We start from the raw sequence: 15,644 nt of genomic DNA, 5'->3' as shown, positions 1-15,644 counted from the left end.
TGAAATGTTTAAACGAGTCGTTTTAGTTAACCCTATGGGCGAGTAACAAAACCTACTGCTTCGTATGCTTTTTTCAGTGTTACTGCAGCACGCTCAGACGCTTTTTCAGCACCCGCTTTCATTACTGCGTCCATGTAAGCACGGTCAGCACGGATACGGTGGTATTCAGATTGAATCGGCTCGAGCATTTCAACTAATGCTGCGCCTACGTCTTTCTTGAATGGACCGTACATCTCAACGCCTTGATATTGCGCTTCGATCTCTTCAAACGTTTTACCCGTCGCCGCAGAGTAAAGACCCATTAGGTTAGAGATACCTGCTTTGTTTTCCCAATCGTGAGCAATACGTGGTGGTGTTTCTGCGTCAGTCTGCGCTTTGTTGATCTTCTTGATGATCGACTTAGGCTCTTCTAGCAGAGTAATTACGTTCTTACGGTTGTCATCCGACTTAGACATCTTCTTAGTCGCATCTTGCAGGCTCATTACACGTGCATTCACTGTTGGAATGTAAGGTTCTGGCACTTGGAAGATTGGCGTTTCAGGGCCGTAGATGTTGTTAAAGCGATTTGCGATATCACGCGCTAGCTCTAGGTGTTGTTTCTGGTCGCTACCTACTGGCACTTGGTGAGCACCGTAAAGCAGGATATCTGCAGCCATCAACACTGGGTAGTCGTATAGGCCTACGTTTACGTCATTTGAGTGACGTGCAGACTTATCTTTAAACTGAGTCATACGGCTCAGTTCACCCATTTGTGTGTAACAGTTAAGAAGCCAACCAAGTTGAGCATGCTCTGGTACGTGTGACTGAACAAATAGCGTGCTCTTCTTTGGATCAACACCGACAGCAAGACAGATTGCTAATGCGTCTAGAGTCGCTTCATGCAGTGCTTTCGGATCTTGGCGAACCGTAATTGCGTGAAGGTCTACAACACAGTATTGGCAATCGTAATCATCTTGCATCTGTTGCCATTGACGTAGAGCACCCAAGTAGTTACCGATACTTAGTTCACCAGATGGTTGAACACCACTCAATACGATGGGCTTGCTCATGGTTTTAATTCCTTTGCTTGTTCGCTAAGCTCGTTAACTTAGTTTCTTAACGTAGTATCTGAAAAACTTAGCTTCTTAACTTTAAAATAGAAAGCCGCACAGCTCTTCTGTACGGCTCATCCAGTGTACTCATTGATAAGTATTTTGCTAGTAGGTTAGCTAACTTTTGTCCGCTTTATGCTGAAACTAGAACGACATCGAGTAATTGCGCAATATTGTCTGCGACATAGTCAGGGTTTGATACTGAAATCGGCTCACCGTGGTTGTAGCCGTAAGTCAGACCAAACGAATGACAGCCGGCATTCTTAGCCGCTTTGATGTCGTTACTTGAATCGCCAACCATCAGCATCTCTTCAGCCTTCACATTGTGTTTTTCTAGCAGCCAGTTCAGCGCGACAGGGTTCGGCTTCTTCTCAGGGAAAGAGTCGCCACCCAACACATCAACAAAGTACTTATCAATACCGTGTTGCGCCAGAACGTCTGGTACGAACTTCGAAGGCTTGTTGGTCACAAGCGCCATGGTGAAACCCGCTTTGTGTAGTTCAGCCAGCGTCTCTTTTACTGATGGGTAAAGGTGGCTCAGCTTGTGGCCGCCCAGTTCGTAGAAATCATCAAACAAGATACGCGCTTTCTTTAGCAATTCAGGCTCTAGGCTTGGATCAACCGTCAGGTTGCGGCTCAGTGAACGTCCGATAAGCACGTCAGCACCATTACCCACGTAGTCGCGAACTTGTTCTTCGCTTACTGAAGAAAAACCCAGTTCCTGACAAGCTTGGTCAGCGGCGACAGCCAAATCAGGCACGCTATCTAACAAGGTTCCATCCAAATCAAAGGCAATCAGTTTTATTGAGCTTAATGACATCTTACTTTCCTATTTATTATGTTCGCCTTATGAGTTGAGCTCTAAGACGTAAAAAAGGGGCCAATTAGCCCCTTAATATTCAATCTATCTGTAGTTTTACGATTATGCGTTTACTTTTGCAAGCTCTGCACGCATCTCATCAATCACTTCTTTGTAATCTGGTTGATTGAAGATAGCTGAACCTGCAACAAACATATCTGCGCCCGCTTCTGCGATTTCACGGATATTATCTACCTTCACGCCGCCATCAATCTCAAGGCGGATATCACGGCCTGATTCATCAATAAGTTTACGAACAGCGCGTAGCTTATCAAGAGTGTGAGGAATGAAAGATTGACCGCCAAAGCCAGGGTTCACAGACATCAGTAGAATCATATCTACTTTATCTAAGATGTAATCAAGGCAAGAAAGTGGCGTTGCCGGGTTTAGAACGACACCGGCTTTACAGCCATGTTCTTTGATTAGCTGTAGAGTGCGATCGATATGCTCTGATGCTTCAACGTGGAAGGTAATCATTGATGCGCCAGCTTTAGCAAATTCAGGAACGATGCTGTCTACAGGCTTAACCATTAGGTGAACATCAATAGGAGCAGTAATACCGTAGTCGCGCAGTGCTTTACAGATCGGAGCGCCAAAAGTTAGGTTAGGTACGTAGTGGTTATCCATCACATCGAAGTGCACAACGTCGGCGCCAGCTGCGAGTACTTTTTCTACGTCTTCACCAAGACGAGCAAAATCTGCAGACAAAATAGATGGAGCGATTAGAAAATCTTTCATACCAAACCTCTTAAGAGTGAGTAAAATGCGGGCGTCACTGCCTTGCTACGTCTCATACTCAAATACAAGCACAAGCACACAAGACTATTTAGGCCGCAATTCTACCTAAGCACCTAAGCAGATCCTAGCAGTTCGAAAGATTAGTTTGAGAAAGTACCCGTTGGTCACTCAATTTAATGAGTTCGAGGATTATGCTGACGACGACAATTCCGCTGACGCGTGTTGCTGGTTTTTCTCTTTATGAAAAAGTGCCAGTAGCTCATCAACTTTATTACGGCCTGCGCCATTACGGCTAATGGTGCGCTTCACCTTGACCACGTTCAATTCTGCACCATGATATAAGCGACGAGTTAACGTCGTGTCGTGGTTTGAAATCAAAACAGGAATACCGCGTTCCATCGCTGCTTTTTCAGCAACATCCGCCAGTGCAGCTTGGTCATCTAAGCTAAAGCCATTACCTGCGTAAGAGGTAAAGTTAGCCGTGTTCGACAGTGGTGCGTATGGAGGATCGCAGTAAACCACACAGCCTTTGCGCGCGCGGCTAAAGGTTTCATGGTATCCCTCACAGACGAAGGTGGCTTTTTTCGCTTTCTCAGCAAAAAACTCTAGCTCAGCTTCAGGGAAATAAGGTTTTTTATATGAACCAAACGGAACGTTAAAGCCGCCCTTCTTGTTATAACGACATAAACCATTGAAGCCAAATCGGTTCATGTACAAGAAAGCTAACGAGCGATACATAACGTTATCTGTACCATTGAACTCAGCGCGCACATCTAAGAACACTTCTCTACGGTTATTCTCCGGACAGAACCAGCGCTTCGCTTCAGTGATATAGGTTTCAGGATCGGTTTTAAGTAGATTGTATAGGTTGATAAGATCGGGATTAATATCTGCAAGCAGGTACTGTTCAAAATCAGTATTCAGAAATACTGATCCGGCACCGACAAACGGTTCTACCAATTTACGAGCAGGTGGCAGGTGACGTTGGATGTCTTCAACTAGGCCATATTTACCACCAGCCCATTTTAGAAAGGCACGCTGCTTTTTCATTTACTGCTCTATCTATCAACTCAAAAATAAGGTTGCGGAATGTAACATATTTTGAGGCTAAGCTCAGGGTTATTTCGCACGTTCTATCTCTCGATGCACTTGATTCATCGATTTTGCCCAAGGTTCCAACTGTTGAAGTGGTTTTGATAACGCACTTGCCGCATCTCGCGCCACTTGAATCGTTGGGTAATCTTGATAAGTGATAATAAACCACTTGGTGTCGTTACGAAGTGTTGGGTAAATACGAACCTTATTCTCAAGCTCATACTCTTCAATGAAAGATTGTACATCTTCCAATGATGTCATCGCACTCAACTGCAGGGTATAAGCGCGCGGCGAGATAGCTTGCAGCTCTTCACGTGCAAATGAGAATGTGATTTTTTTTGTTGGAGGTGCTGATTGTGTTAGCTCTGAACCTTCATTCGTTGCCGGCAATGACTCAGGCTCTACAACATCAGGCTGCGGTTTAACGACTGCATCCGTATTTTCTTCAACTACAGCTTCAATTGCACTGGTATCAGCACTCTCAGGTTTATCATCAAGCAAAGCATCGACCACATCAGAGGTGATGACAACACGTTGCTGATCTTGTTCTACTTGGCCAACACTGGCTGTCTCTTCAACCACAACAGGTGGTAGAGAAGAGCTGTCATCGTCAGCACCTTGATAACTCATATCAACTTCAGCTTCAGAATCGACATTTCCGTCGGTTGAGGCTTGCTCAGTTGCATTGTCCACTTCCAACGTGGGAATAACTGTCTGTTCAATAGGAGCGATAATAGATTGTGCTTTATCATCAGGCGTAGGTTGATTAAACATCCACCAATAACCGCCACCAATAGCCACTAACAGCAAGGCCACCACAATCGCAATATTGACGGGAGAACCAATAATAGAACGAATAATAATCCTTTTTTCCACTTTTAATTCTCCTAAAGCCATTAGTTCACCAGGTAGAGGCTGCGCTTTCTTAAATGCAGTTCGCACCCGAAATTCTGACTCATCATCGACATATCGAATCACCAGTGACTCAAAGAAATGTTCAGCTTCTGGTTGCGAAAGATCATCGATCTCAAGAGCGATAGGTTTGTGCGGCTGACCGTAACTAAGTCGTGTTAATAGCGTGTCTAGGTGACCAGTTTGCGAGAACAGAACGATATTGATCGTCCATTGAGGATTTGATTGAGATTCAAGTACCAACATCCATAATTCTGATACCAGTAGCTCAGACAGTCGGTGGGCGTCATCAATAACAATAAGCACATTACACGACTCTCCATCCAGCAGCCTAGCAAGGCTATCAGATAAAGAATCATGTTGATTAAAGAGTGGATCAGAAACAATCTGACTAAGAATAAGTGCGCGGCGTTGTTGATCGTCTTGGCTTGGGTGACAAAGCAGTAAACACTGATTCTTTTCTGTCGACCATGCTTCAAGATAACGCTGGGCTAACCAAGATCGGCCAGAACCCGTTTTACCAGCAACATTTACAAAGTTTGAACCAAAGTTAGTTAAAAGCTGTAAACGCTCTAGCAACTCAACTTGAGACTCTAACTCCAATACTCTTAAATCATGAGCCAAACTCATTGGGGATCCCTACTGATAAGTTCGATCTGTAAAGCGCTACAATTGCCTAGAGTTTAGCTAGGCAACCTCACAACCGAATTTAAAGAGTACGGCAGAAATCAATCGCTTGTTTAATGATGTCTTGAGGTACATCAGCAACCACTTCAGCAGTACCAATACTTGTTGGTAATACCAGACGCAACTGACCAGACAGCACTTTTTTATCGCGCATCATGTGCTTCATAAAGTCTTCAAAAGACATGCTTTCTGGCGTATGGATTGGTAGTTTCGCATTCTTGAGTATAGAAATAATTCGCTCAAGTTGCTGCTGAGAAATCAGTCCCTGTAATTGAGCAGTTTTTGCTGCCATTACAGTGCCTGACGACACAGCTTCACCATGTAGCCAATTACCATAGCCTAGTTCTGCTTCAATCGCATGACCAAATGTATGACCTAGGTTCAATAACGCTCTGATTCCTGACTCTTTTTCATCGATAGCAACCACTTCAGCCTTAATTGCACAACAACGAGCAATCGCGGTAATCAGTGCGTCTTCATCAAGTTGATACAGTTTCTCTAGATTCTGTTCCAACCAGCCAAAAAAGGCTTCATCGTAAATGATGCCGTATTTGATCACCTCAGCCATGCCCGCTGCAAACTCACGCTCTGGAAGCGTTGATAGGCAGTTAGTATCGATGATGACAGATTTTGGTTGGTAAAAAGCGCCGATCATATTCTTGCCAAGGGGATGGTTCACTGCAGTTTTACCACCTACAGAGGAGTCCACTTGAGAAAGAAGGGTCGTCGGGATTTGAATGAAATCAATACCGCGTTGATAACAAGAAGCAGCAAAACCAACCAAATCACCGATAACACCACCACCCAAAGCAATCACCACCACATCGCGGCTGTAATTTCCTTCAAGCATGTAGCTCATCACTGAATTGAACGTTTCAAGGTTTTTGTACTGTTCACCGTCTGGCAACTCGAGAAGAGATGTCTGACAGCCGACTTGATCCAATAGCGATAAAATTTTATCAGCATAAAGAGGCGCTACTGTCACATTACTGATAACAACAACTTTCTGCTTACCTGATAAAAAAGAAAGGTACGCCGGGTCTTCAAATAACCCGGCGCCAATAGAGATAGGGTAGCTACGCTCAGCTAGATTGACCGTAATCCGTTCCATGGGTTTGCTCTCCGAAAAATGAACTTAACGTTCTTCTAGCATTTTTACGATCTGGTTGGCTACCACTTTTGCACTTTGGTCATCAGTACGAACTGTGTAGTCCGCCACTTCTTCGTATAGTGCGTTGCGAGATACAGCTAGATCTTCTAGCACATCACGCGGGTTGTCTGTTTGAAGTAGAGGGCGTTTCTTGTCGCGGTTAGTGCGAGCAAGTTGCTTTTCAATTGTTGTCTCTAGGTATACAACAATGCCTCGTGCAGATAGACGGTTACGGTTTTCTTTGCTCAGCACTGAACCACCACCTGTCGCAAGAACAATACCTTGTTCTTCTGTCAGATCGTTGATTACAGATTCTTCGCGCTTACGGAAACCATCTTCGCCCTCAACATCAAAAACCCATGCGATGTCTGCGCCAGTGCGCTCTTCGATCACAGTGTCAGAGTCTAGAAACTCCATATGAAGTTGGGAAGCTAGGTGTCTACCAATTGTACTTTTGCCGGCGCCCATTGGGCCAACAAGAAAAATATTGCGTTTCTCAGCCATGTTTTTAGCAGTAATTTACAACGTTAATTCAATGACATCGCCACAAGGTAGGTCAGTACAAGTACTGAAATTAAAAGGCCCGTGGCACCGATTCCTCACAGATAATTCGTGATAAGACCCGAAATTATCAAGGTTAGGTGCCACTAATGCAACTTTATTTTTAATCTAATTGCTCATTACTGAATCACAACTTTAGGTGTGACAAAAATAAGTAGTTCACTTTTGCCTACATTTTCATAGCTACGACGGAACAATGCGCCAAGAACAGGAAGGTCTCCTAACAGTGGAACTTTATCAACTTGACTGCTCACACTGTGTTGAAAAATACCACCTAACACAACCGTTTCGCCATTATTAACAAGCACTTGCGTACCAATCCTTTGCGTATCAATAGCGACAGCTTCACCTGTGCCTGTTTTCACAACTTGCCCCGGCCTATCTTGAGTAACACTCAAATCCAATACCAAGCGATTGTCGGGGGTGATCTGCGGAGTCACCTTGAGACTCAGTACCGCTTTCTTAAATGCGACCGAAGTAGCACCACTTGAAGAGGACTCTAAATAAGGGATTTCAGTACCTTGCTCAATATAAGCGGGTTTTTTATTGGTGGTGATTAAGCGTGGACTAGAAATAATCTCTGCTTTCGACTCTTGTTGCAGTGCTGACAATTCAAGATCGAGCAAGGTATCAGAACCCAGCTTGGCCACCTGAAACGCAATACTCGACGCGCTCGGGGAAGTCGCTCCTAGATTAACGTTGAGGAAATCGTCAATCGCACTATTCCCACCATTATCGTCATACGGCGTAATTTGCGATGGATGGTTGCCCTCTATCGAGCCGCCAACTTTGAAGCTTCCGTTGGTTGAGGAAACGCCCCAACGCACTCCTAGTTCATCAAGGTTACCCTCACTGACGGTCACTATCCGTGCTTCTATCTGTACTTGCTTTACAGGGATATCCAAGGACTCAATGATGCCTCGTATCACTGCTGTATTTTCTTCCAACTCACGGATCAATAGAGAGTTAGTTCGCTCATCAATAGTGATAGAGCCTCGCTCGGACAACATACTTACCGCACCTTCACCACCAATCATGTCGGCAATATCAGTGGCTTTGGCAAAGTTAATCTTGATGATTTCCGACTTAAGCTCACCCAGCTCTTCTTCCAAACGAGATTTCTCTAGCGCTTGTTGCTCTCTAAGGTCGAGCTCAGCTTTAGGTGCCACCAAGATAACGTTGCCATCAACACGCTTATCTAGCCCCTTAACTTGCAAGATAATGTCGAGAACTTGCTGCCAAGGCACACCATCTAAACGTAAAGTCAGATTACCCGCGACTGAATCAGAGACAACGAGATTGAAATCGTTGTAATCAGCAATAAGCTGCAGAACATTTCGTACAGGGATATCTTGGAAGTTAATCGATATCACCTTGCCTTCTTTTTCTAAAACATTTTTCTCTATTGTCACTTCATCGATAGTAGGCTTACTTATCACTACCTCAATAAAGCGACCTTTTAAGTTGTATTCATATTGATAGTCACCAGCGATCGTTGCCAACAATCGAGTACTGGGCGTTTCCTTGTACACCTCAATACCTTCGACTAAGGTCGCGAAGTCCTTCACATCCAGTAGGTAAAGCTTATCGTCATCGACCTGAGTATTGAGTAACTCGATACTTAAACCTTCCTGAGCACGTTGAACATCCACCACAGCAGTGCTGGTTGCCAATTCGATAATGATGACGGCGTCTTTCCCCTTGTTGACCCTAAAATCAATATTATCCAATTGATTAGGCAAGCTCTCAGCATAGCTGAATACGCTAACCCCCAACATCACAGACACAACTAGGCTTTGCAGCCCTTTATTTATTAACTTACTTAGTCCTTTAATCATATTTACATCTCATATCCACATCATGTGACATTGGTTTACTTCAGAGCGAGCCTAACGTTGCGCTTATGCCAACAACCTAAGCCATCTGGAAGGGTTTCATTAATCTGTACGTACTGGCTCGTCACCTTAGTAACTCGACCATTGTTTAAGCCAATAAACTGACCTTTTTTCACATTGACCACGTTCCCTTTTGGGGTTTGTACTAACCCTGAAACGCTTGTTCCACTGCCCATTACGCCTCTTAAACGCAGCTTACTCAGCGGGTATTTTTCTAGCTTGCCATTGCGAGAGCGTGCGCTCGGCTGCCAGCAGTCTTTCTTCACCAAGGGTTGATTTTGCACCATGGCTTCTTTAGGAAGTTCAAAGGGAGGACGAAAGGTGCGCCGCTGATAAGTTGCCGCGACAAACTCCGTAGCAGGAATGAGGTGCTCTACCTCTTTTCTCGCCTTAGCTTCAACTTGCACCACAAAATCTTCTAACGACTCCTGGTTGGCTTTACAGCCTGAAAGCACAAGCAGTAACAATAGGGAAAAAAAGACGCTACTGAATTTCATCATTCACCTCCGATTTAAACTGGTAGGTATAAGCTCGAACCCTAAAATGTAGCGTGCTGCTTTCTTGGCTAACTCGCTGCCAATTCACGTCATCAAAGCTAATAATACGTGGCAGCTTTGCGATGGCTGCTGAGAAATCGCCAATCTCATGGTAGTCGCCGGTTAGCTCAATATTGAGAGGCAACCGATAGAGGAATTCTTTGTTCTGCTTTTGCCCCCAATCAATGCGCGTGAAGGTCAGCGCATTATCCAAACCAAGTTCATTCACTGAGGCCAACATACTGGCAAGTTCCTTTTGAACCGGCAGCTGCTCTAACAGATAGTCATAGCGACTGGTTAGCTCATCCAACTGACTCTGAAGCTTAGGCAAGGCTGCCACCTTATTCGCTTTTATCCTCAAGGTGGCTTTCAAGGTCTGCTCTTGCTGCTTCATCTGCTGCAGTTCATCATCTAAAGGCAGCACATACAGCCAAGTCCCAACACCTTGAATCAATACCATCAACAACAGAATCACGAGCAGCTGGGGCAACAGCGGCCATTCGGTGATCTCATCAGCATCGAGATCTTGCCAGCTCATCCTATTTTGCCAACTAATCCGATTTTGAACGTTAGCCATGATTCGCCCCCTTATCTTTTATGTTCGCGGTCGTGTTCTCTGCGGTTGCGTTGTCTAAAGAAACAGGGCTAAACACAAAAGAGACCTTGAAGGTCTGAAACTCTTTATTGAAGCGCTTGCGGTTATGGATAATAGAGTGCATCTCGACCCCTTTAAGAGAATCAGAACGCTCTAGATTGTCCAACATTGTGGCGAGACGAGCCGTACTGTCGCTGATACCTGCCATCTCAATCTCTTGACCATTCATCTTTATCTTGTCGACATACACACCCTCAGGAATGAGATCCGGCATTAGATTCATAAAGTCGGTGGTCTTATTGCGACCAAACTGCAACGATTCGACCACATCAAGTCGAGTCAGAATGGCTTTGTGTTCTTGCTCTGCGACTTTTAACGACTGAATTTGTCGGTCGAGCTCGGCAATATATTGATTGAGATAATTGAGGCGAGCTTGCTGTTTGGCTTGTTGACCTTGAAAATATTGGCCAACGGCCCATTGCCCAGTAAGAGCGATGATGACGCCAAGAATGACCAGATGGATAAAACGCTTTTTGTGCTGAGTACGAATTTCATCACGCCACGGCAGCAGGTTAATTTGATGCAACATGCTTCTCTCCTTGCCATTTGAGTCCACTCATCGCCATACCCGCGGCAATGCCAAAGTGTTGCCAGTCCATCGGCAGGCGGTGCCGCTTCGCCACTTTGTCCTCAAATAACGATAAAGGATTGAGCGATTCACAACTCATCTGAAAATGGCGCTCAAGATCTTCAGCTACCATCGGAATGCTGGTTCCTTCGCCCATCAGCCAGATCCCGGATATCGGCTCAAGCGCATTCACTGAGGAATAGAGTTGCAACTGTCGCTTAAGCTTTTCAACCAAATTGACAATAAACCGATGTGTGTCCTCTGCGTTGCCGAACACGCCTTCTGTATAACTGGGGCTGTCAGTACCGCGAAGATCTTGAGTACCAAAGGCGATGTCTTTATAGAAAGGTGCTGAATCCTGCGGGATAATGCCTAACGATGTTTGATCAACTCCCACGTCCACCAGCAACCAGTTACTTTTTTCAGGATAAAGGCGTGAAGCCAACTGCCAAATATTGAGCAGACCATGTGCTTGGGTGTCGATGACAACAGGTTTAAATCCGGCTTTATTTAAAGCATCCGCTCGACTGTCTACAACTTCCTTACGAGTCGCATATATCTGATAGCTAGTTGTCGATCCTTTACCAAATCGTTTGTCTTCCAGCTTTACAAAATCTAAACTCAGCTCCTCGATAGGAAAGGGAGATTGATGAGCAAAGGTTTGATAGATAGAAAACTCTTTTTCTCTGTCTTCTAACTCACTCTCTATTTGCAGTACTTTGCTGATCACCGTGTTATCGGGTACCGAAATGGCGACGTTGCGACAGCCAAAAGGCAGTCCTTTCCTAAGTTCTTTAAGTTTCTTAACAGTTTTCTGATACTCCAAAGTATAGTTAGCTGTAAAAATGTCGTCCGAAATCGGCAGCTCTTTGTATCCCACCAGGGCATACAACTCCCCCACGGGTTTTAGTACCACGGCTTTGATGCTGTGATGATTTATATCTATACCTGTAATTAATGATGAACCCATGTGACCTAGCTCCTGAAGTGCCAAGCATTTCGTTGATTATCTAGGGGTTGTGATTATTAGTTAAATAAGCGTTAATAAACGAAAGCTAAGTTTTTAACCTAGAGTACAAGGGTTTGCTGCTTATCAGCCTTAACTAATCAGGGATTATCCGGTGAAGTTCATAAAGCGATTATTCATATTTACATTGATTTGCATGATTCTTGGAGTCAGTACAATTTTCGGGTTTTATTATTACGTAAAACCAGAGTTGCCTGATGTTGCCACTTTGCGTGACGTAGAACTCCAAACGCCAATGCAAGTCTTCAGTCAAGACGGTAAATTGATCTCTCAATTTGGTGAAAAGCGTCGTAATCCCGTGACTTATGACGAGATTCCTCGCCACTTAGTTGAAGCTTTGATTGCTACCGAAGATAGCCGCTTCTACGAGCACCCTGGTATTGATCCAATTGGTATCACTCGAGCAGCACTCGTGGTTGCTATGTCCGGTTCAGCCAAACAAGGGGCAAGTACCATTACTCAGCAGCTTGCGCGTAACTTCTTCTTATCTAATGAGAAAAAGATCATGCGTAAAATCAAAGAGATCTTCATTGCGATCCACATTGAGCAACTTCTGAGTAAAGAAGAGATCATGGAGCTTTACGTAAACAAGATCTTCCTTGGCCACCGTTCATATGGTTTCGGCGCAGCAGCGCGTGTTTATTTTGGTAAGGATCTTCCTGAGCTCACCTTAAGTGAATTGGCTACGCTTGCGGGCATGCCAAAAGCACCTTCAACTATGAACCCTATTTATTCTGTTGAGCGTGCGACCAACCGTCGTAACGTGGTATTACGTCGTATGCTAGACGAAAAATACATCACTCAATCAGAGTACGATGAAGCTCGCAGTGAAGAGCTTATCTCGAAATATCACGGTGCCGAGATTGAACTGAGCGCGCCGTATGTAGCAGAAGTTGCACGAGCTTGGATGGTTGAACGCTATGGTGAAGCCGCTTACACATCAGGCATGAAGGTTTACACGACCGTTGATTCAAAACTGCAAAAAGCAGCGAACCAAGCCGCGATTAAGAACCTACTCGGCTACGATGAGCGTCACGGTTACCGTGGTGCTGAAAAAGTATTATGGCAAACGGCGCAATCAGCTTGGGATCATGAACAAATCGTTAAGCACCTTAAATCTCAACCAACCTATGGTGACTTAGTACCAGCAGTTGTAACCGCTGTTGATTCGAAAAGCGCTCAAGTTTGGGTTAAGAACCAAGGTGAAGGCACTATCGAGTGGCAAGGCATGAATTGGGCGCGTAAATTCCTAACGGACAACCGCCAAGGTCCAGCGCCTTCTCAAGCGAAAGAGATTTTGGCTGTGGGTGAGCAAATTTGGGTTCGCCATGAAGCAGTAACAGGCGATGAAGTATCTGAAGAGCCTACCGAAGAAACAACAACTGAACCTGAAACACCGATTGTATGGCGACTAAGCCAAGTACCGAATGCGAACACCGCATTTGTTGCAATGAACCCGAACAACGGCGCGGTATTGTCAATGGTGGGTGGCTTTAACTTTGTACACAACAAGTTCAACCGTGCAACGCAATCTATTCGTCAGGTGGGTTCTGGTATCAAACCATTTATCTACTCAGCAGCGATTGAGAAAGGCTTAACGCTAGCCTCACTGATCAACGATGCGCCTATCAATCAATGGGATAAGAGCCAAGGCACGGCATGGCGACCAAAGAACTCACCACCGACCTATGTGGGTCCAACTCGTTTACGTATTGGCTTAGCTCAATCTAAAAACGTAATGGCAGTACGTGTACTGCGCGAAGTGGGCTTGGATGATACTCGTAACTACCTAACTCGATTTGGTTTTGATATTGACGAAGTACCGCGCTCTGAAACCATTGCTCTGGGTGCGGGTAGCTTAACGCCAATGAAGGTAGCTCAAGGTTACTCAGTATTCGCTAATGGCGGCTACTACGTTGAACCTTTCTACATCAGCCGCATTGAAACACCATTTGGTGAGACTGAATTCCAAGCGACACCGAAAGTAGTGTGTAAAGACGATTGCCAACAGCCAATGACCTCAGATTCAATGGCTGATGAGTTTGCCGAGCAAGATGTGGATGCCCAAGTACAGTACGCACCCCAAGTGATCACTGAGCAGAACGCGTTCCTTGTTCGTGAAATGATGTACAGCAATATCTGGGGCGGCGGTGACTGGAGTGCTGGCACAGGCTGGAATGGTACAGGTTGGCGTGCTCAACCGCTGAAGCGTCGCGATATTGGCGGAAAAACCGGTACCACCAATGACTCGAAAGATACTTGGTACAGCGGTTACGGCCCTGGCATGGTTGCAACGGTATGGGTTGGCTTTGACAACCACAACCGTAACCTAGGTCGAACCAAAGCGAACTCTAACCTTGGTAAAAATCAAATTACAGGTGCAGAAGCGGGCGCTAAAACAGCAGAGCCGGCATGGGTTGATTTCATGGGCACAGCGTTAGCGGGTGTTCCGGCACAACGTAAAGAGCTTCCAGAAAATATCGTTCGCGTTCGTATCGACCGTGAAACTGGCTTACTGACCAACAAGTTTGATAGCTCATCAATGTTCGAGTATTTCGAGAAAGGCACTGAGCCAACCGAGTACATTACTGAACGTTTCAATGATGACATCTACTCAACGTCATCAGGTGAAGCAGTAGAAGAGCTGTTCTAGTTAGGGTTTGTTGAACCAAGTAACATGAACCAACAAAAAGGGTTGATATGTATTCATATCAACCCTTTTTTTGTGTCTATAATCAGAGCTATCTACGATTTAAATTACTAAACAGCTTTATCTAATTGAGTTCGGATAGCCTCAGCCAATTGCTCAAAGCGCCCCTTTAACGGAGAGCCCGGTCGGTAGGCAACAACAATGCGACGTGAAGGTGTTGGGTTCACCGCTGGAACGTAACACACACCATCTTTCTGTTTTTCCTTCGGTACCGATAGCTGAGGAAGCAAGGTAATACCTGCCCCTGCCGCCACCATGTTACGCAGCGTTTCTAAGCTGGTCGCTTTAAAGCGCTCATCATCTTTTGCACCCGCAGCAAAACAGAAGCCTAAGGCTTGGTCTCGCAAGCAGTGGCCATCGCCCAGTGCAAGTACGGTTTGTCCATTTAACTGCAGCATATCAACAGTGTCTTGCTTAGCCCACTCATGATCACACGGTACTGCGACGCTTAACGGTTCGTTATACACATCAATCTCTTTGAACGCCGCCGTTTCATCAACTGCAGCCAATACCAAACAATCAAGCTTGCCATCTTCAAGTTGACTCACTAGCTGATGGGTCTGCGCTTCATGCAGGTAAAGCTCAAGATCGGGAAAGCTATCTTTAAGATGAGGAATGATCTTAGGTAAAATATAAGGGCCAACGGTCGGAATAAAACCAATGTGCATCGGCCCCGTCATCGCTTCACCGTGTCCACTCGCCATATCTTTAAAAGTTTTCACTTCATTGAGAATACGCTTGGCTTGTTCAACAAGTTGTAACCCTGATTCTGTAAATATTACCTTCCTTGGACTACGCTCGGTTAACTGAAGTCCAATTTCATCTTCTAGTTTGCGTATTTGACCGCTTAGTGTCGGCTGACTGACAAAGCACGCTTCTGCCGCTTTTCGGAAGTGTTTATGCTCTGCGAGCGCCACCAAGTATTCAAAGTCACGAATGTTCATGATCAGTCTCTTACCTCAGGTTTTAATAAGAACAAGGGTTCTAATAGAAACATTTAAAAGAAAAATGCTCTTGATAGAATTTACCTATCAAAACCATAACATCAAACGATTAGAGCTATCAAAGGATTTGTCTAATAATGGGCTCAACGAAACGAAACAGAGCAAAGAAAAACGTTAAGCTCTGATAGAACAAAATTCAAAATACTATTTAAGGAA

The 15,644-nt window shown here is 44.9% G+C and carries 15 protein-coding genes; 2 read left to right on the top strand and 13 right to left on the bottom strand.

The genetic code is table 11. From position 1 onward, the window contains the following. Nucleotides 1–32: 32 nt before the first annotated feature. The 12 genes from trpS to pilM form a co-directional block, all read right to left on the bottom strand. Nucleotides 33–1,049, bottom strand: a complete 1,017-nt coding sequence (trpS, locus tag OCV44_RS01320) for a tryptophan--tRNA ligase (protein WP_017103608.1) — start codon at nt 1,047–1,049, stop codon at nt 33–35. 175 nt (nt 1,050–1,224) lie between these two features. Then, nucleotides 1,225–1,911, bottom strand: a complete 687-nt coding sequence (locus OCV44_RS01315) for a phosphoglycolate phosphatase (protein ID WP_139685162.1) — start codon at nt 1,909–1,911, stop codon at nt 1,225–1,227. Nucleotides 1,912–2,013: 102 nt separating this feature from the next. Further along, a complete protein-coding gene (rpe, locus tag OCV44_RS01310; protein ID WP_010435263.1) occupies nt 2,014–2,688 on the bottom strand; it encodes a ribulose-phosphate 3-epimerase in 675 nt (224 codons plus the stop codon). A gap of 189 nt (nt 2,689–2,877) precedes the next feature. Beyond that, nucleotides 2,878–3,738: a Dam family site-specific DNA-(adenine-N6)-methyltransferase gene (locus OCV44_RS01305; RefSeq protein WP_139685161.1), complete on the bottom strand. Its 861-nt coding sequence runs from the start codon at nt 3,736–3,738 to the stop codon at nt 2,878–2,880. Nucleotides 3,739–3,807: 69 nt separating this feature from the next. Further along, nucleotides 3,808–5,325: an SPOR domain-containing protein gene (locus OCV44_RS01300; protein ID WP_139685160.1), complete on the bottom strand. Its 1,518-nt coding sequence runs from the start codon at nt 5,323–5,325 to the stop codon at nt 3,808–3,810. A 79-nt stretch (nt 5,326–5,404) separates the two neighbouring features. Next, complete coding sequence (aroB, locus tag OCV44_RS01295; protein ID WP_012604944.1) at nt 5,405–6,493, bottom strand: 3-dehydroquinate synthase; 1,089 nt, start codon at nt 6,491–6,493, stop codon at nt 5,405–5,407. Between the two features lie 24 nt (nt 6,494–6,517). Then, nucleotides 6,518–7,036, bottom strand: coding sequence for a shikimate kinase AroK (aroK, locus tag OCV44_RS01290; RefSeq protein WP_009848907.1), 519 nt, complete (start codon nt 7,034–7,036; stop codon nt 6,518–6,520). A gap of 176 nt (nt 7,037–7,212) precedes the next feature. Then, the gene (locus OCV44_RS01285) at nt 7,213–8,931 is read right to left on the bottom strand and encodes a type IV pilus secretin PilQ (protein ID WP_139685159.1); all 1,719 of its coding nucleotides are present in this window, start codon (nt 8,929–8,931) and stop codon (nt 7,213–7,215) included. Between the two features lie 35 nt (nt 8,932–8,966). Beyond that, nucleotides 8,967–9,488 carry a pilus assembly protein PilP gene (locus OCV44_RS01280; protein WP_390903455.1) on the bottom strand — a complete coding sequence of 174 codons (522 nt, stop codon included), beginning with the start codon at nt 9,486–9,488 and terminating at the stop codon, nt 8,967–8,969. Further along, nucleotides 9,472–10,101: a type IV pilus inner membrane component PilO gene (gene pilO / locus OCV44_RS01275; protein WP_139685158.1), complete on the bottom strand. Its 630-nt coding sequence runs from the start codon at nt 10,099–10,101 to the stop codon at nt 9,472–9,474. Before pilO ends, OCV44_RS01280 begins: the two co-directional genes overlap by 17 nt. Next, nucleotides 10,094–10,708 carry a PilN domain-containing protein gene (locus OCV44_RS01270; RefSeq protein ID WP_139685157.1) on the bottom strand — a complete coding sequence of 205 codons (615 nt, stop codon included), beginning with the start codon at nt 10,706–10,708 and terminating at the stop codon, nt 10,094–10,096. The genes pilO and OCV44_RS01270 overlap by 8 nt, the downstream gene beginning before the upstream one ends. Next, complete coding sequence (pilM, locus tag OCV44_RS01265) at nt 10,692–11,717, bottom strand: type IV pilus assembly protein PilM (RefSeq protein ID WP_139685156.1); 1,026 nt, start codon at nt 11,715–11,717, stop codon at nt 10,692–10,694. The genes OCV44_RS01270 and pilM overlap by 17 nt, the downstream gene beginning before the upstream one ends. A 151-nt stretch (nt 11,718–11,868) precedes the next feature. Between pilM and OCV44_RS01260 the strand changes: the two genes are divergently transcribed. Then, on the top strand, nt 11,869–14,427 hold the full coding sequence (locus tag OCV44_RS01260; RefSeq protein WP_170213728.1) for a penicillin-binding protein 1A: 2,559 nt from the start codon (nt 11,869–11,871) through the stop codon (nt 14,425–14,427). Between the two features lie 107 nt (nt 14,428–14,534). Here OCV44_RS01260 and oxyR read toward each other — a convergent pair whose 3' ends face one another. Further along, the gene (oxyR, locus tag OCV44_RS01255) at nt 14,535–15,428 is read right to left on the bottom strand and encodes a DNA-binding transcriptional regulator OxyR (RefSeq protein ID WP_009848900.1); all 894 of its coding nucleotides are present in this window, start codon (nt 15,426–15,428) and stop codon (nt 14,535–14,537) included. Here oxyR and OCV44_RS22230 point away from each other — a divergent pair. Then, nucleotides 15,427–15,606 (top strand): hypothetical protein, encoded by a 180-nt coding sequence (locus tag OCV44_RS22230; RefSeq protein WP_017099997.1) that lies wholly within the window; start codon nt 15,427–15,429, stop codon nt 15,604–15,606. The two genes, oxyR and OCV44_RS22230, sit on opposite strands and share 2 nt — an antisense overlap. The last annotated feature ends 38 nt before the right edge of the window (nt 15,607–15,644 follow it).

Source organism: Vibrio tasmaniensis (assembly GCF_024347635.1).
In the GTDB taxonomy this organism is placed as follows: Bacteria; Pseudomonadota; Gammaproteobacteria; order Enterobacterales; family Vibrionaceae; genus Vibrio; species Vibrio tasmaniensis.
The sequence above is the reverse complement of the archived record's forward strand: the minus strand, read 5'-3'. Positions and strand labels throughout refer to the sequence as shown.